This window comes from Streptomyces sp. Y309 (genome assembly GCF_056712025.1).
Genome location: NZ_CM160048.1, coordinates 40,602 through 55,139, shown reverse-complemented (window position 1 = coordinate 55,139; position 14,538 = coordinate 40,602). Strand labels below are relative to the sequence as shown.

The following is a 14,538-nucleotide window of genomic DNA, read 5'->3' as shown; positions in this document are numbered from 1 at the left end:
CAAGCTGTCAGCGGACGTGGCCCAGGCCGTCGGTGGGCGACGCGGGGATGGGCGGGACGGTCGGTTTCGGTACGAAGGAGAGCGTGCCGTGATTGATCGGGAAGCTGGTGGGCATGGTGCCCGTCGCACGGCCGTAGGCACACGCGACCGCGGCCATCGACGCGGCGACACCGAGTTCTCCGGCACCGCCGGGTTCACCCGTGGTGGGCGGCATGACGATGATCTTCAGCTCGGGCGGTGTGTTCCACTGCCGGGTGTAGAAGTAGTTGTCCCAGCTCGCCTCCAGGAAGTACCCGTCGCGCAGGTGCAGGCTGGAGGTCAGCGTCTGGGCGATCCCGTCCATGACGCAGCCCATCATCTGCGCCTCAAGACCGCGTGGGTTGACGGCGAGGCCGACGTCCACGGCGAACACGGCCTTGGTGACGCGTGGTCCGGTCACGCCGTCGCGGATCGGGCGGTCGACGGTTTCGGGGCGGCAGTCGATCTCGACGAGGACGGCGCTGACCGAGTGGTACTCGGAGTGGAAGGCGATTCCCTGCGCGGTGTCGGCGGGCATCGTACGGCCCCAGTTCCCGACGTCGGCGACCTTCTCGAGGACCGCACGGGCGCGGTCGCCGCGGAGGAAGTCGCGGCGGAACCGGAAGGGGTCCTTGCCCATCTTCGCGGCGAGTTGGTCGACGACGAGCTCCCGGGCGCACACGACATCAGGGGAGTAGACGCCGCGCATGCTGCCCGTGTTGAAGCTCTTGTCGGTCTCGCTGAGCAGTCGGCTGTGGGCCCCGAAGTCGTAGGGCATCGACTGGGACAGATGGAAGAAGGTCTGGGAGAAGCCGATGTCGCCCACCGGCAGCTTCGCGGCCAGCGCGGTGAAGACCTCGCCGAGCCCGTGGCCGAGGTCGGTGGAGACACTGGTGTGCCGCTGCTTGTAGCTGAGCACGGTGTTGCCGAGGTAGGCGGCGCGTACGCGCGAGGTGGCCATCGGGTGGGTGCGCCCCTGGCGGGAGTCGTCGGCCCGGTGCCACATGAGCTTGACGGGCTTGCCGATCTTCTGGGAGATCTCGGCGGCCTCCAGTGCGGCGTCGAAGAACAGCTTCCGCCCGAAGGAGCCGCCGCCCTCGGTGACGTGCACGGTGACCGCGCTCGGCGGCAGCCCGAGCCGCGCGGCGATGGCCTGCTTGGCGACGATCGGCGCCTTCAGGCCCGACCAGATCTCCGCGCGGTCCGTACGTACGTCGGCTATCGCGCAGTTGGGCTCGAGGGCGCTGTTGCTGCGGAAGTGGAAGGTGAACTTCGCCTCCACCGACGGGGTCAGCGGGGGCAGCAGCCCGATCGGCAGTTCGGCGGCCCGTAGCTCCTTGAGCACCGATGCGTCGGTCTTTCCTGCCGCGCTGCCGGGTTTCCACGACACCCGCAGGGCGCGTATGGCGTCGATGCACTGGCCGAAGGTCCGCGCACGCACCGCGACACCGGTGGAGACCACCGCGACATCGGTGACCCCCGGCATGCCGCGGACCTCGTCGAGGTTGGCCACGGAGCCGACCTTGCCGTTGATGGTCGGCGGACGGCACACCATGGTCGGCCTGGCGTCCGGGACGTCGAGATCCAGGGCGAACTTCTTGCGCCCGGTGACGGCGGCGAGCGCGTCGATACGGTTCTGTGGCCGGCCGATGACCTTGAACTGCTCGCGTTCCTTGAGGTCCACGGACACCCGCTGGGCCTTGGTGCTCGCGGCCTTCTCGGCGAGATCACCGATGCCGATGCTCTCGCCCGCCGGGTCGGTGATGACCCCGGCCTTCAGGGTGAGGTCGGTGACGGCCGCGCCGAGCGCGATCGCCGCGGCGTCGAGGAGCCGGCCCCGGGCGACGGCGGCGGCGACCCGGATCGGGGTATAGGTCGAGATGGTGGTGTTGGACGCGCCGGTGAGCTGGTTGAACAGCAGTTCCGGCCGCGCGTCGGCCAACGTGACCCGCACCCGGTCGAGCGGTACGTCCATCTCCTCGGCGATCAGCATGGCCGTCGACGTGGTGATGCCCTGCCCGACCTCGGCCCGCGGCAGCGCGAACGACACGGTGCCGTCCTTGTTGACCTCGATCGTGATCAGGTTCGAGGTCGGCAGCGCCGCGGTGGTCATCACGTCGTTGAGGTCGACCAGTTCGGTGATCTCCGGTGACGGGATCTCGGCTGCGGCCGCCGTCGGCGCCGGCGCGAGTTCGGCGGCGGTCATCAGGGTCGGAGCGGCCAGCACGTAGCCGAGGAAGCGACGCCGTCCGAGACCGGGCGCACCTGACTCGGGCTCGGGCGAACGGTCAACTCCCGTTGTCGCCATGCCCGTTCCCTTCCGGCGTGGGTTCATCCATCGTCCAATCTCGGCGGTTCATACGGTTCATGCGGTTCATGCGGTGCCCGCGGCGCGCGCGGGAGATCAACAAGAGCTCTGGGCCGTCGATCAAGAGCTCCGGGCCGTCGATGCGGTCACCGAGCGTGTACCTGGAGGGCGCAGAGATCAAGGGGCGGGACAAGCCATCGTCGGCTTCGGCGAGGAACGTGAGCGGACCCGATCTCACTCAGGGGCCGGCAGCGGCAGGTCCGACTGATGGCGCAGCGCGTCCAGGACGGCGCGCACCGCCGCGCGAGGCGGCGCGCCACGGCGGATCGCCGCCGTGATCGTGCGCGTGACCGGAGCCGCGAGTTCCCTGGTCGCGACGCGGTAGCGGCGGTCGACCGCCAGGCCGGGCAGCAGCGCGATCGAAAGACCGGCCTCGACGTGCTGCAGCGTCATCATGTAGTTGCTGAACCGGCACACCACGCGTGGCTCGAAGCGCGACTGACGGCACAGCCGAAGCGCGAGATTCGCCATGTACGACTGCGGGATGTCGAACGCCCATGGCTCGTCCGCGTACGCCGCGAGGTCCACGGCGCCGCGCCCGGCCGCGGGATGGTCGAGGGGGACCACCAGCACGACCGGGTCCGTGGCGAGCGGCACGAGGTCGAGGTCCGGGCCCAGCGGCAGTTCGTCGAAGTCGGTGGTGGTGATGATGACGTCCGCGTCGCCGCCCCGCAGCGCGGGCAGGCTGTCGTGCGGCTCCAGCTCAAGGAGTTCCACGTCGAGGTGCGGATGCTCGCGCGCCAGCCGGGTCACCGCGGGCACGGCCATGGTGTGGATCGCGCTCTGGAACGCCCCCAGCCGCACCAGGCCCGCCGGTTCCTCGCCGAACCCGCGCAGCTCCGCCTCGACGCTGTCCATGTGATCGAGGATCGCCCGCGCCCGCCGCGCGAGGATCAGCCCGGCCGAGGTCAGCCGCACCCGCCGTCCCGTTCGTTCGAGGAGCTGCGTGCGAGTCTCGGCCTCGAGCACGGCGAGCTGCTGAGACACGCTCGACGGGCTCAGGTTGGCGGCCTGGGCGACCGCCCGGACCGTGCCCAGCGTGTCGAGCTGGCTCAGCAGCCGCAGCCTCCACGGATTCATCACCCAACTATTCTTGTACGGTTCTGCCGAACAGGAAAGCCGGAATTGTGAGATGGACGTGTCGCTCGGGCGGAACCTACGGTCGGGGACATGGCTGCTTCGACCCCCGCCCCGACGTCCATCGCCCCGACGCCCCCCGCGACCGCGGCCTTCTGGGCCGACGCCGAGAGGCACCTCGTCCGCTACGGCGGCGAGTTCACCCGCGAGATCATCGACCGCGCCGCCGGGAGTTTCCTGTTCACCGCGGACGGCCGGACGATCCTCGACTTCACCTCCGGCCAGATGAGCGCGATCCTCGGCCACTCGCACCCGCGGATCGTCGCGACCGTCCAGCGGCAGGTGGGGACCCTCGACCACCTCTACAGCGGCATGCTCAGCCGCCCCGTGGTGGACCTCGCCCGGCGGCTTGCCGAGACGCTGCCCGCGCCGCTGGAGAAGGCACTGCTCCTGACGACCGGCGCCGAGTCGAACGAAGCCGCCCTGCGCATGGCCAAACTCGTCACGGGCAAGCACGAGATCGTCTCGTTCGCGCGGTCCTGGCACGGCATGACGCAGGCCGCCGCGTCCGCCACGTACAGCGCGGGCCGCAAGGGCTACGGCCCGGCCGTGCCCGGCAATTTCGCCATCCCGGTGCCGAACGCGTACCGGCCCGACTTCACCGCGGCCGACGGCTCGCTGGACTGGCGCCGCCAACTGGACTTCGCGTTCGACCTGATCGACGCCCAGTCGACCGGCAGCCTGGCCGCGTGCCTCGTCGAACCGATTCTCAGCTCGGGCGGAATCATCGAGCCGCCGGCCGGATACTTCGCGGCCCTGCAGGCCAAGTGCCGGGAGCGCGGCATGCTGTTGATCCTCGACGAGGCGCAGACCGGCCTCTGCCGCACCGGGACCTGGTACGCCTTCGAGCGCGACGGTGTCGTGCCCGACATCCTCACGCTGTCCAAAACGCTCGGCGCCGGGCTGCCCCTCGCGGCCGTGCTCACCAGCGCCGAGATCGAGCAGGAGGCGTACGAGCGCGGGTTCCTGTTCTTCACCACGCACGTCGCCGACCCGCTGGTGGCCGCGGTCGGCAACACGGTCCTCGACGTCCTGACCGACGACAGGCTCGACGAGCGGGCCCGGGCGCTCGGCGCGTTCCTGCGCGACGGTCTGGAGGACATCGCCGGGCGCCACGAGGTCGTCGGCGACATCCGTGGCCGGGGCCTGCTCGCCGGGCTCGAACTCGTCGTCGACCGCGAGACGAAGCGCAGCTCGGACGAACTGGGCGCGCGGGTCACCCGCCGCTGCCTCGAACTCGGCCTGCACATGAACATCGTGCAGCTCCCCGGCATGGGCGGAGTCTTCCGCATCGCACCGCCGCTGACCGCCACCGAGGACGAGCTGTCGCTCGGCCTGACGATCCTGGACGAGGCGATCGGCGACGCCTGCGCCACGCTCTGAGCGCCCTCCCGCCGGCCCGCTACTGCGGCAGGCGCAGTCCCGTGACGAGGAGGTCGACCAGTCGGCGCGCGTCGTAGCGGGGATCGCTGTCCGCGCCGACGCAGAGGTTCCCGACGCCGCGCATGAGGACGAAGGCCTCCACGTCGGTGCGGATCTCGCCCGCGTCGGCTGCCGCTTCGAGCAACTGTGTGCACACGGGCACGAGACGGTCGAGGAAGTACGCGTGCAGCGTGTTGAAGGCGGTGTTGTCGGACTGCAGCACGGCGGCGAGGCCGTGCTTGGTGACCAGGAAGTCGACGAAGAGGTTGATCCATCGGCTCAGCGCGGCGTGCGGGGTCGCGCTGCTCGCCAGCAGGGCCGGACCGGCCTCGGCGCAGGCCTCGACCTGGTGCCGGTAGACGGCGATGATCAGGTCCGCCCGCGTCGGGAAGTGCCGGTAGATCGTGCCCGTCCCGACTCCGGCCTTGGCCGCGATGTCACGTACCGGCGCTTCCACGCCCGAGGTGACGAAGACCGAGGCGGCCGCGTCGAGCAGGGTCTCCTTGTTGCGCCGCGCGTCCGCCCGCTTGGACCGGGCCGCGGGCCCCGCGCTCTCTTCGCCGTCGGTCATGGTGTCGCTCCCTCTGCCGCCCACTCTTGCTAAACGGAACGCGGTTCCGTATCGTCCTTAGCGGAACAAGGTTCCGCTTACTCAGGATGTCAGAGCAAGGGGGCGGCGGCCAATCCCGCGTCGTCGCCGTACCGCGCCATGCCCGCCGTCACGGCTTGCTGCTGCCCCTCACTGCTCTTCAGCACGTCATGCCGCCACGCCACCCGCCATGGAGGAACACAGTCATGCAGTACCGCACCTTGGGCCGCACCGGTGTGCAGGTCAGCTCCCTCGCGCTCGGCGCGATGAACTTCGGCAAGATCGGCCGTACCACCCAGGACGAGGCCACCGCCATCGTCGATGCCGCTCTCGAGGGCGGCATCAACCTCATCGACACCGCCGACATGTACAGCGACGGCGAGTCGGAAGAGATGGTCGGCAAGGCCATCGCCGGCCGCCGCGACGACATCGTGCTGGCCACGAAGGCGAGCATGCCGATGGGCGAGGAGCGCAACCATCAGGGCAGCTCGCGCCGCTGGCTGGTCACCGAGCTCGAGAACAGCCTGCGCCGACTGGGCGTCGACCACGTCGATCTCTACCAGATCCACCGGTGGGACCCGAACACCAGCGACGAGGAGACGCTGTCGGCCCTGACCGACCTTCAGCGCGCGGGCAAGATCCGGTACTTCGGCTCGTCGACCTTCCCCGCATACCGGATCGTGCAAGCGCAGTGGGCCGCCCGCGAGCATCGCCTGAGCCGTTACGTCACCGAACAGCCCAGCTATTCGATCCTGCAGCGCGGCATCGAGAGCCACGTCCTGCCGGTGACCGAGGAGTACGGGCTCGGTGTGCTGGTGTGGAGCCCGCTGGCCTCGGGCTGGCTGTCCGGTGCGATCCGCGAGGGCCAGGAAATCTCCACCAGCCGCTCGACGTTCATGCCGCAACGTTTCGACACCACCATCCCGTCCAACCGGGCCAGGCTCGACGCGGTCGAGCGGTTGGCCAAGGTCGCCGACGAGGCCGGCCTGACGATGATTCAGCTCGCGCTCGGCTTCGTGACCGCGCACCCGGGGGTGACGAGCGCGCTCATCGGCCCCCGCACACTGGACCACCTGCACGCCCAGCTCGCCGCCGGGGACACGGTGCTCACCGCCGACGTACTCGACACGATCGACACGATCGTCGCTCCCGGCACCGACCTCGCCGCGCACGAAAAGTTCGACACTCCGCCCGCACTGCTCGACCCGGTGCTGCGACGCCGCTGACAACTCACGGGAGCCGGGGACGGCGCACGACCACCGCAGGCCGCACTGGCCGCGGACGTGCCCGGCCCCGTCTCCCGGGGAAGTCTCCTACCGGCCCGCGCGACACCGCGGGCCGGACCCATCCGTACGCACCCTGTGTTCTCGGAGATGACCGTGCACCCCTTGACCTTCGTCATCGGTACGGGCCGCAGCGGCTCCACCGCGCTGTCCCGCATCCTCAACACCCACCCGGACGTGCTCAGCCTCAACGAGTACATGGCGTCCGTCGGCGACGCCGCGTTCCCGGAGGGGAAGGCCACCGGTGACGAGTTCTGGGAGCGGCTCTGCCGGCCGACGGCCTTCTCGGCGAATTCCGCACCGCAGTCGTGCTCTGGCCCGCACGCACCCCCGCCGAACGCCACCAGGGCCTTTTCTGGGCCCTGTCCATGAGCCGCCACCCCGGATACCGCGCGATCACGCTGCTGCGCGAAATCAGGGAACGGGCCGGCGTCGAAAGTCTCGCCGACCTGACGGACGACCATGTGCGGTCCCTGCCGCCGGATCTGGCGCCGCTGCTCGCCGAGCGCTTCGACCCCGCCCTCGTACGGGACCGGGACCTGCCCCTGCGCAGGTTCGGCGCCCTGTGGTCGGAACTCGTCGTCCAGGGCACACGGTTCCTCGGCGAGCTGCCTGCCGGTCAGGGCACCACGCTCGCGTACGAGGACCTCCTCGACGCCCCCAGGGAGGAGCTGACCCGTCTCGCCGCGTTCGTCGGCGTCGAGGCTCACCCGCGGTGGCTGGACGCCGCGTGCGCACTCCTCGACGGCAGCCGGCGCGGCGCCGCCCGGAGCCTGACAGCCGCTCAACTCGCGGAACTGGACGAGAGCTGTGCCCCGGGCACCCGGGTGCTGGAGGGACGGCCGAGCCGGTGACCGGGCCGCTGTGGGCGGGCGGCGGCCGAGGCGCTGGGGCGCCTGACGGCCGTGGTCAGATGCGCCAGGCGCGGATGCGGTCCGCCACCTGATACACGCTCGCCTTGCGCCCCTGGACGTCCCGGACGAGCTCCACCAGTGCGCCGTAGGGCGGGTCGATGCCCTCGCCGGAGGCGTGCATGTACGCGACGGCGACCTGGCAGGCGTACAGCGAATTCCGGTACGGCAGGGGCTCCAGCCGGACCACGGTGTGCAGGAGCGAAGCCGCGCGCCAGGCAGCATCGGGCGGGGCGATGCCGGGGCGGGGGATGCGGGTCTTGTGGCGGGCGACGGCGGCGACCAGCGCGGAGTAGTCCGCGACGCTGACGTCCTCGGGAACGGCCTGTTCCTGGGCGTCGAGCAGCCAGGACACATCGATGTGGAGGACCATCAGGCGGCCGCGGCTCCCTGGTGACGACCCGCCGGCGGGGCCTCGTCGGGGAACGCCTCGTCGAACTCGCCCGCATGCTGCTCGCCCCACGTCACGGCGGTGTGCACGAACTGCTTGCGCTGGCGTTCGCGCAGCGACAGGTCGTGGACGTACTGCTTGAGGGACTTGCCTTCGGCGGCCGCCGCGGCGCGGACCTCCTCCAGCTCCTCGTCGGTGAAGGTGATGTTCAGTGACGGCATGCCTTGATGGTACCTAACTGGTACCACCCGCGGCACTCATCGCGCATCAGAGGCCGTCTGGAGGTGGGCCCGCTGGAGCTGGCGGGCGAGGGCGCGGCGCGCGGAGGCCGGTGTGGTGAGAGTGGCCGCCGAGGGGATGTCGAGGCCGCGGCTGATCTTGTCGTATGCCGCCCGGTAGCTGCTGGGCAGGTCCGCCTGGTGCTGTCTCAGGTCCTCTTCGACGAGGCGTCGCAGCTCGTCGACGTTCTGGGGTGTGAAGTGCTTCTTGCCCCGGGCGACGGCGTGGACGTGACGGGTGCAGCGGGCGGTCTCGTGGACGGTCTCCGCGATTTCCTCGGCGAGACCCCACAGGCGTCCTTCGAGCCAAGGGCTGTCGTGCTGGTCGAGCGAGAGCTCCATCGGGGGTGGCGGGTCGCCCTGCTTGTACTTCGCCACCTGCTTGGACACGGCGGGCTGCGTCATCTCGGTGAGCCGGGCGATTCTGTCCTGGGTCCAGCCGAGGTGGACGAACGCCTTGATCATTTCGGCGCGAAGCTTCCGCATCTCCTCGCCTGCGCGGATGACCTGGTTCATATGGGCGAGCATGCGCGCGGCCTGCTCCTCGGTCAGCGGTGCCTGGCTCTGCCGCTCGCTCTCCTCATGTGCCACAACCCGGTTATACATCGAAGTCCGTGGATCGCCATAACCCGGTTGTATAACCTGGTTATGGCTGACAGGATCCCGGCCATGCCCACCTTCACCGCACCTGACGGAACTCGGCTCGCCTACCGCGTGATCGGAGACGGCACCCCGCTCGTCTGCGTCCCCGGAGGGCCCGCGGACTCCACCTACCTCGGCGACCTCGGCGGCCTGTCCTGCCATCGCGGGCTGATCGTCCTGGACCTTCGCGGCACCGGCCGGTCGGCCGTCCCCGCCGACACCTCCTCCTACCGCTGCGACCGCCAGGTGGACGACGTCGAGGCGCTGCGTGAACACCTCGGACTGCCACGGATCGACCTGCTCGGCCACTCCGCCGGCGCGAACCTCGTGACGCAGTACGCGGCCCGACACCCGAAGCGGGTCGGCAAGCTCGCCCTGATCGGCCCCGGCACCCGAGCCGTCGGCATCGCGGTCACCGGGGAAGCGCGCCGTGAGATCGCGCGGCTGCGCAGGAACGAGCCCTGGTTCCCGGAGGCGTTCGGCGCCCTGGAGGCGATCACCGAGGGCACGGGCAGCGACTGGGAGGGCATCGCCCCCTTCTTCTACGGTCGCTGGGACGCCGCGGCGCAGCGGCACCGTGCGGCCAGTCGGCCGGACAACGAGGAGGCCGTCGGCCTCTTCGGGGCCGAGGGCGCCTTCTCCCCGGAGGCCACGCGGGCGGCGCTCGCCGCCTGCGAGGCGCCGGTCCTGCTGCTTGCCGGAGAGTTCGACGTGAACAGCCCGCCTCGGTCGACGGCGGAATTCGCGGAGCTGTTCCCCGACGCCGCACTCGTCATCCAGCCGGGAGCGGGTCACTACCCGTGGCTCGACGACGCCGACGGGTTCGTGGCGGCCACCGGGGCGTTCCTGGGCTGAAGACCCGCCTCAGGTGGCGTTCAAGGCGACCGTGGGATGCAGGCGCGACGCCCGCACCGCCGGATAGAGGCCCGCAAGCACCCCGATGAGCAGCGTCGCCGCGAAGCCGACCGCCACCGACCAAGGGGGCACCACGGCGGTCCAGCCCTGCGCGAGGGCGAAGCCGAACGTCGCCGCCGTACCGAGGACGGCGCCCGCCGCGCCGCCGAGCGCAGACAACAGCAGGGACTCCGTGAGGAATTGGAGGCGGATCGCGTTCCTGGTGGCGCCGATCGCCCGGCGCAGACCGATCTCCTGGCGGCGCTCGAGGACCGAGATGACCATGGTGTTGGCCACGCCCACCCCGCCGACCAGGAGCGCCACCGCGCCCAGGCCGAGCATCAGGGTGGTCAGGCCCTTGTCGGTCGCCGCCTTCGCCGCGAGCGCGTCCGAAGGGCGGGAGACCTTGGCGTTGCCCTCGTCGCCCGGGCTGACCGTGCGGGCCAGGACGGCGCGTACGTCCTCGACCGTCGCGTCCGGCGAACGCTCGAAGATCATCGAGGGATGGCCGTCGAAGGCGAAGTACTTCTCGGCCGCGGGAAACCCGACCATCGCCACGCGGTCCAGGTTCGGGACCAGCTCCACGGGCCGGAGGATGCCGACCACGACGACGTACTCGTCGTCCATCATGATCTTCTGGCCCGGCTCGGTGACACCGAGGCGCTGCGCGGCGACCGAGCCGAGGACCGTCACGGGCAGGCGCTCGTTGGCCCTGTTCAGCCAGGTCCCCTTGGCCACACGGGCGTTGAGGGCCGCAAGCAGGTCCGTGCGGGCCGCCTGCGTGGTGACGCCCGCCGACCGTTCCTCGGGCACCACATCGCTGCGGCGGATCCGGGCGTCCACGTTCGCCGTCGCCGTGGCGTGCTGGACGGGGCCGATGCGCTCGACCATCGCGACCGCCGACTTCGGCAGCCTCACCTCGTTGCCCAGCGCGTCCGTGCCCGCCTCGACGGTGAGGAGGTTGGTGCCGAGGCGGTCGAGCCTGGCCATCAGATCCGACTTGCTGGACTGGGACAGGCCCACCACGGCGACCATCGTGGCGATCCCGATGGCGATGCCGAGGGCGGACAGGACGACGCGGGCGCGGCGGGCGCGCAGACCGACCGCGCCCAGGCGGAGGATGTCGCCGGGGGAGAGCCGGGCGGGCTTGAGCCGGAGAGGGCGGCCGGTGGGCGCCGGCCTCCGGTGCGGGAGATTCCGACTGCCGGGGAGATTCATTGTGAACTCGCTTGCTGGGCGGGGAAGTCGGACACGATCTCGCCGTCCCGGAAGCGGACCCGGCGCGGCAGCGAGCCCGCGATCTCGTTGTCGTGGGTGATGACACAGATCGTGGTGCCCGCCGCGTTCAGCTCGTGCAGGAGTTCCATGACGACCTCGCCGGACGCCGTGTCCAGGGCGCCGGTCGGTTCGTCGGCGAGCAGCAGGTCGGGCTCGCCGGCCAGCGCGCGGGCGATGGCGACGCGCTGCTTCTCACCCCCGGACAGCTCGGCGGGCCGGTGGTCCAGGCGGTGGCCGAGGCGGACGCGCTCCAGGGCCGTGCGGGCCCGGGCCCGGCGCTCCTTGCGAGGGACGCCCGCGTACAGAAGCCCGTCCGCGACGTTGTCGACGGCGTCGTGGCCCGCCGCCAGCTGGAAGTGCTGGAACACGAAGCCGATGTGGCGGGAGCGCAGCGCGGACAGCTGCGCGTCCGACAGCAGGCCCACGTCGTACCCGGCCACGTGGACCGTGCCCGCCGTGGGCGCGTCGAGCGTGCCGATGACGTGCAGCATCGTCGACTTGCCGGACCCCGACGGGCCGACGATCGCGAGGAGTTCACCCGCGTCCACGGTGAGGCTCACGCCCCGCAGGGCGTGCACGCCACCCGCGTACGACTTCGTGACGTGCCGCAGTTCGACGACGGGTGCCGGCGGGGCGGCGTCGGGTACCGGCGCGGAAGGGGAGGCGGATGTGGAGGTCGATGGGGAGGTCGATGAGGAGGTCGTCATTCCGTCGCCACCCCGATCTTCAGCCCCTCCTTGATCTGCGGGCCGCTGACCTCGATGCGGCCGTCGGCCGTCATCCCCGTCTCCACCCGCACCATCCGGGACCTGGTGCCCTCGACGACCTGGAGGCCGTAGCCGCCGTCCGCGCCGCGCAGCGCGACGACCGCCTCCACCGGGACGGTGAGGACGTCCTCGCGGCTCTCGCTGACGAACTTCACGCTTGCCGTGGCCGTGGCGTCCTTGCCGGACACCGACGAGGCGCCGCCGTCCAGGGTGACTTCGACGGTGATGCCGTCCGGGGACGAGTCCTCCTCCCCGTCCGAGCTCTCGGGCTTGACCGTTCCCGTGACCCGGCCCCGCCTGGTCGTGCCGCCGGCCAGGGTCACCTCGACCTTGGTGCCCTTCGCGACGAGCGACACGTCGCTCTGGTCGAGCTCCGCGCGGACGACGGGTCTGGTGGAGGCGATGGTCAGGACCGCCGTGTCGGGGCCCACCTGGTCGGCGAGCGCCGCGTCCGCGCGCACGACGGTGACCTGCTCGGGCTGGAACACGACGTGCCCCTTGCCGACCCTGCCGGTCGGCGTCCGGTTGAGGGACTTCTGCCACTGTTTGACGGCGGCCTCCGTCGCCTTGTCGAAGCGCGGGTCGACATAGAGCCCCCTGCCGTGGCCGAGCGCGACGAGATTGCGCTCCAGCTCCAGTACGTCGCTGCCGCGGGCGCCGACCTTCATCTCGCGGAACGCGGGCACCGGGCCGTACAACAGCGTGACCGGCTTGTCGTCCAGCTCGTAGAGGGCCTGGCCGCGCGTGACCGTGGCGCCCTTGCGCGCCGCGACCGTCACCGTGCCCGCGACCGCCGACTTGACCGGGCGCCGCTGCGCGAAGTCGAGCTTCCCGTCGACGGTCTTGGACTGCGCGAGATCGGCGCGGGTGATCGTGGCGGTGGCGGGCGGCAGGTCGCCGCGGCCGTCCCCGGCGTCGGCGCCGCCCCCGCCGTACGTCAGCGCGCCCGCGCCCAGCGCGGTGACGGCCGCCGCGGCACCGCCGACGAGGAATCCTGTACGCCGCCTCATCTACTGCATCCCGTCCAGGCCCTCGAGCAGCTTGCCTTTGCACGCCTCGCGGGCCTGCTTGTACGCGGGTGAGTTCGGGTCGAGCGCTGGGTCCCCGGGGCTGGGGTCGCCGCCGGGGAGGACGTTGCCGCCGGACATGGTGGGGTTGGTGAACTTGGAGACACCGTTGTCCCGCATGCACTTGGCGTGCGCGAGCATCGACTCGTAGTCCTTCTGCGCGTCGCGCTCGGGCTCCAGGTTCATCGCCCTCTGCAGCTCCGGGGCACAGACGCCGTCCTTCCCGCCCTTGTACTCGGCTCCGCCGTTCTTCGGGTCGACGACCTTGTCGATCTCCGGCCAGTTCAGATAGCCGCTCAGCTTGGGGTCGGGGAAGTCCTGCACGTTGCCCTTCGTGCGCATACAGCGGACGTACGTCATCTGCGCGTCGTAGAAGGCGCTCTTGCCCTCGGCGGCGGGCTTCGAGGAGTCCTTGCCCGTGCCCGTGCCCTTGCCGGACGCCCCGTCCGCGGTCGGCTCGTCGGGCGCGGACGCGACGTCGTCGTTCCGGTCCGAGCCGTTGTCGTCCCCGCCGCCACAGGCGACGCAGAGAGCGAGCAGGGGAGCGGTGACGACCGCGGCGAGCCGGAGCCGCCCGGTACCACGGGAAGCGGTGCCGCGAGAGGTGGTGTGGATGCTCATGCGACCACCGTCGGCCCCGTACATGGTGACCCGTCCATGGCCGCATGATGAGCACGTAACAATGCGCGAGGGTCCCGCACTGGCCGTCCTCACCCGGTCTGAACAGGGCAAACCGTCGCGCATAATCGGCCCCATGGCCCATGTACTGCTGATCGAGGACGACGTGTCCGTGCGCGACGGCATGGAACTCGTGCTGCGCCGACACGGCTACGACGTCGACACGGCCGGCACCGGCGAGGAGGCCCTCGCCCTGCTGACGGCCCCGGCGGGCACGGGAGCCGAACTCGCCGTGCTCGACCTGATGCTGCCCGGCATCGACGGCTTCGAGGTGTGCCGCCGCCTGCGCGCCACCGGCTCCACGGTGCCCGTGATCATGCTGACCGCGCGTGGCGACGACAGCGACATCGTGCGGGGCCTGGAGGCAGGTGCCGACGACTACGTGGTCAAGCCGGTGACCGCTCCCGTCCTGGAAGCCAGGATCCGGGCGGCCCTGCGGCGGGCCGAACCGGCCAAGGCGGCCCGCGGCGAGGACCACGCGGGCCTGCTCATCGACCGGGCCGGGCTCACCGTCGCCAAGCGCGGCACGCCGATCGCGCTGCCGCCCACCGAACTGCGCCTCCTGCTCGAACTCTCGGCCTCGCCCGCGCACGTGTTCAGCCGCGAGCAGTTGCTGCAGTCCGTGTGGGAGCACGGCTTCCTCGGCGACTCACGTCTGGTGGACGCGGCGGTCGGCAGGCTCCGCGCCAAGATCGAGGACATACCCGCGCGGCCGCGCTACATCCAGACGGTGCGGGGCTTCGGCTACCGCTTCGGGCCGGTGTGAGCGTGCGCCGATTCCGGGCGCCCCGATTCCGGGTGCGGCGGCCCCGGGC

At 71.1% G+C, this 14,538-nt stretch carries 16 protein-coding genes; 6 read left to right on the top strand and 10 right to left on the bottom strand.

Annotated features, from left to right (window positions below; translation table 11 throughout):
• Window positions 1-7: 7 nt before the first annotated feature.
• Both AC0KTA_RS00285 and AC0KTA_RS00280 read right to left on the bottom strand, forming a co-directional pair.
• A complete protein-coding gene (locus AC0KTA_RS00285) occupies window positions 8-2,326 on the bottom strand; it encodes a molybdopterin cofactor-binding domain-containing protein (protein ID WP_481053035.1) in 2,319 nt (772 codons plus the stop codon).
• A gap of 234 nt (window positions 2,327-2,560) precedes the next feature.
• On the bottom strand, window positions 2,561-3,466 hold the full coding sequence (locus tag AC0KTA_RS00280) for a LysR substrate-binding domain-containing protein (RefSeq protein WP_481053034.1): 906 nt from the start codon (window positions 3,464-3,466) through the stop codon (window positions 2,561-2,563).
• Window positions 3,467-3,556: 90 nt separating this feature from the next.
• Between AC0KTA_RS00280 and AC0KTA_RS00275 the strand changes: the two genes are divergently transcribed.
• Window positions 3,557-4,906, top strand: a complete 1,350-nt coding sequence (locus tag AC0KTA_RS00275; protein WP_481053033.1) for an aspartate aminotransferase family protein — start codon at window positions 3,557-3,559, stop codon at window positions 4,904-4,906.
• A gap of 19 nt (window positions 4,907-4,925) precedes the next feature.
• On the opposite strand, the gene AC0KTA_RS00270 is transcribed toward AC0KTA_RS00275, so the two are convergent.
• The gene (locus AC0KTA_RS00270) at window positions 4,926-5,516 is read right to left on the bottom strand and encodes a TetR/AcrR family transcriptional regulator (RefSeq protein WP_481053032.1); all 591 of its coding nucleotides are present in this window, start codon (window positions 5,514-5,516) and stop codon (window positions 4,926-4,928) included.
• Between the two features lie 224 nt (window positions 5,517-5,740).
• On the opposite strand from AC0KTA_RS00270, the gene AC0KTA_RS00265 reads away from it, so the two are divergent.
• The 3 genes from AC0KTA_RS00265 to AC0KTA_RS00255 all read left to right on the top strand — a co-directional run bounded on the left by AC0KTA_RS00265 (window position 5,741) and on the right by AC0KTA_RS00255 (window position 7,671).
• Window positions 5,741-6,760, top strand: coding sequence for an aldo/keto reductase (locus AC0KTA_RS00265; protein WP_481053031.1), 1,020 nt, complete (start codon window positions 5,741-5,743; stop codon window positions 6,758-6,760).
• A gap of 147 nt (window positions 6,761-6,907) precedes the next feature.
• Window positions 6,908-7,189, top strand: coding sequence for a sulfotransferase (locus AC0KTA_RS00260; protein ID WP_481053030.1), 282 nt, complete (start codon window positions 6,908-6,910; stop codon window positions 7,187-7,189).
• Window positions 7,186-7,671, top strand: coding sequence for a hypothetical protein (locus AC0KTA_RS00255; protein WP_481053029.1), 486 nt, complete (start codon window positions 7,186-7,188; stop codon window positions 7,669-7,671). The genes AC0KTA_RS00260 and AC0KTA_RS00255 overlap by 4 nt, the downstream gene beginning before the upstream one ends.
• 55 nt (window positions 7,672-7,726) lie before the next feature.
• Here the strand turns inward: AC0KTA_RS00255 and AC0KTA_RS00250 are convergent, their stop codons facing one another.
• Genes AC0KTA_RS00250 through AC0KTA_RS00240 form a run of 3 tightly spaced genes read right to left on the bottom strand, consistent with a single transcriptional unit; the run spans window position 7,727 to window position 8,988 of the window.
• Complete coding sequence (locus AC0KTA_RS00250) at window positions 7,727-8,101, bottom strand: toxin Doc (RefSeq protein ID WP_481053028.1); 375 nt, start codon at window positions 8,099-8,101, stop codon at window positions 7,727-7,729.
• Entirely contained in the window at window positions 8,101-8,340 is a 240-nt protein-coding gene (locus AC0KTA_RS00245; RefSeq protein ID WP_481053027.1) for a hypothetical protein, read from the bottom strand. The genes AC0KTA_RS00250 and AC0KTA_RS00245 overlap by 1 nt, the downstream gene beginning before the upstream one ends.
• Before the next feature lie 36 nt (window positions 8,341-8,376).
• Complete coding sequence (locus tag AC0KTA_RS00240) at window positions 8,377-8,988, bottom strand: sigma-70 family RNA polymerase sigma factor (RefSeq protein WP_481053026.1); 612 nt, start codon at window positions 8,986-8,988, stop codon at window positions 8,377-8,379.
• Window positions 8,989-9,066: 78 nt separating this feature from the next.
• Between AC0KTA_RS00240 and AC0KTA_RS00235 the strand changes: the two genes are divergently transcribed.
• Window positions 9,067-9,894 (top strand): alpha/beta fold hydrolase, encoded by an 828-nt coding sequence (locus tag AC0KTA_RS00235; protein ID WP_481056716.1) that lies wholly within the window; start codon window positions 9,067-9,069, stop codon window positions 9,892-9,894.
• A gap of 9 nt (window positions 9,895-9,903) precedes the next feature.
• Here AC0KTA_RS00235 and AC0KTA_RS00230 read toward each other — a convergent pair whose 3' ends face one another.
• Genes AC0KTA_RS00230 through AC0KTA_RS00215 form a run of 4 tightly spaced genes read right to left on the bottom strand, consistent with a single transcriptional unit; the run spans window position 9,904 to window position 13,666 of the window.
• Window positions 9,904-11,151 (bottom strand): ABC transporter permease, encoded by a 1,248-nt coding sequence (locus tag AC0KTA_RS00230; protein ID WP_481053025.1) that lies wholly within the window; start codon window positions 11,149-11,151, stop codon window positions 9,904-9,906.
• Window positions 11,148-11,918 carry an ABC transporter ATP-binding protein gene (locus AC0KTA_RS00225; RefSeq protein ID WP_481053024.1) on the bottom strand — a complete coding sequence of 257 codons (771 nt, stop codon included), beginning with the start codon at window positions 11,916-11,918 and terminating at the stop codon, window positions 11,148-11,150. The genes AC0KTA_RS00230 and AC0KTA_RS00225 overlap by 4 nt, the downstream gene beginning before the upstream one ends.
• Window positions 11,915-12,988, bottom strand: coding sequence for an efflux RND transporter periplasmic adaptor subunit (locus AC0KTA_RS00220; protein ID WP_481053023.1), 1,074 nt, complete (start codon window positions 12,986-12,988; stop codon window positions 11,915-11,917). Before AC0KTA_RS00220 ends, AC0KTA_RS00225 begins: the two co-directional genes overlap by 4 nt.
• Window positions 12,989-13,666: a hypothetical protein gene (locus AC0KTA_RS00215; protein WP_481053022.1), complete on the bottom strand. Its 678-nt coding sequence runs from the start codon at window positions 13,664-13,666 to the stop codon at window positions 12,989-12,991. It lies immediately after the preceding gene.
• A 133-nt stretch (window positions 13,667-13,799) separates the two neighbouring features.
• On the opposite strand from AC0KTA_RS00215, the gene AC0KTA_RS00210 reads away from it, so the two are divergent.
• Window positions 13,800-14,489, top strand: a complete 690-nt coding sequence (locus AC0KTA_RS00210) for a response regulator transcription factor (protein ID WP_481053021.1) — start codon at window positions 13,800-13,802, stop codon at window positions 14,487-14,489.
• Window positions 14,490-14,538: the final 49 nt, after the last annotated feature.

Bases quoted from the DNA above. Each gene is read 5' to 3' on its own strand.
- AC0KTA_RS00285 (WP_481053035.1), bottom strand. From the start codon at position 2,326: ATGGCGACAACGGGAGTTGACCGTTCGCCCGAGCCCGAGTCAGGTGCG.
- AC0KTA_RS00280 (WP_481053034.1), bottom strand. From the start codon at position 3,466: ATGAATCCGTGGAGGCTGCGGCTGCTGAGCCAGCTCGACACGCTGGGC.
- AC0KTA_RS00275 (WP_481053033.1), top strand. From the start codon at position 3,557: ATGGCTGCTTCGACCCCCGCCCCGACGTCCATCGCCCCGACGCCCCCC.
- AC0KTA_RS00270 (WP_481053032.1), bottom strand. From the start codon at position 5,516: ATGACCGACGGCGAAGAGAGCGCGGGGCCCGCGGCCCGGTCCAAGCGG.
- AC0KTA_RS00265 (WP_481053031.1), top strand. From the start codon at position 5,741: ATGCAGTACCGCACCTTGGGCCGCACCGGTGTGCAGGTCAGCTCCCTC.
- AC0KTA_RS00260 (WP_481053030.1), top strand. From the start codon at position 6,908: ATGACCGTGCACCCCTTGACCTTCGTCATCGGTACGGGCCGCAGCGGC.
- AC0KTA_RS00255 (WP_481053029.1), top strand. From the start codon at position 7,186: ATGAGCCGCCACCCCGGATACCGCGCGATCACGCTGCTGCGCGAAATC.
- AC0KTA_RS00250 (WP_481053028.1), bottom strand. From the start codon at position 8,101: ATGGTCCTCCACATCGATGTGTCCTGGCTGCTCGACGCCCAGGAACAG.
- AC0KTA_RS00245 (WP_481053027.1), bottom strand. From the start codon at position 8,340: ATGCCGTCACTGAACATCACCTTCACCGACGAGGAGCTGGAGGAGGTC.
- AC0KTA_RS00235 (WP_481056716.1), top strand. From the start codon at position 9,067: ATGCCCACCTTCACCGCACCTGACGGAACTCGGCTCGCCTACCGCGTG.
- AC0KTA_RS00230 (WP_481053025.1), bottom strand. From the start codon at position 11,151: ATGAATCTCCCCGGCAGTCGGAATCTCCCGCACCGGAGGCCGGCGCCC.
- AC0KTA_RS00225 (WP_481053024.1), bottom strand. From the start codon at position 11,918: ATGACGACCTCCTCATCGACCTCCCCATCGACCTCCACATCCGCCTCC.
- AC0KTA_RS00220 (WP_481053023.1), bottom strand. From the start codon at position 12,988: ATGAGGCGGCGTACAGGATTCCTCGTCGGCGGTGCCGCGGCGGCCGTC.
- AC0KTA_RS00215 (WP_481053022.1), bottom strand. From the start codon at position 13,666: ATGAGCATCCACACCACCTCTCGCGGCACCGCTTCCCGTGGTACCGGG.
- AC0KTA_RS00210 (WP_481053021.1), top strand. From the start codon at position 13,800: ATGGCCCATGTACTGCTGATCGAGGACGACGTGTCCGTGCGCGACGGC.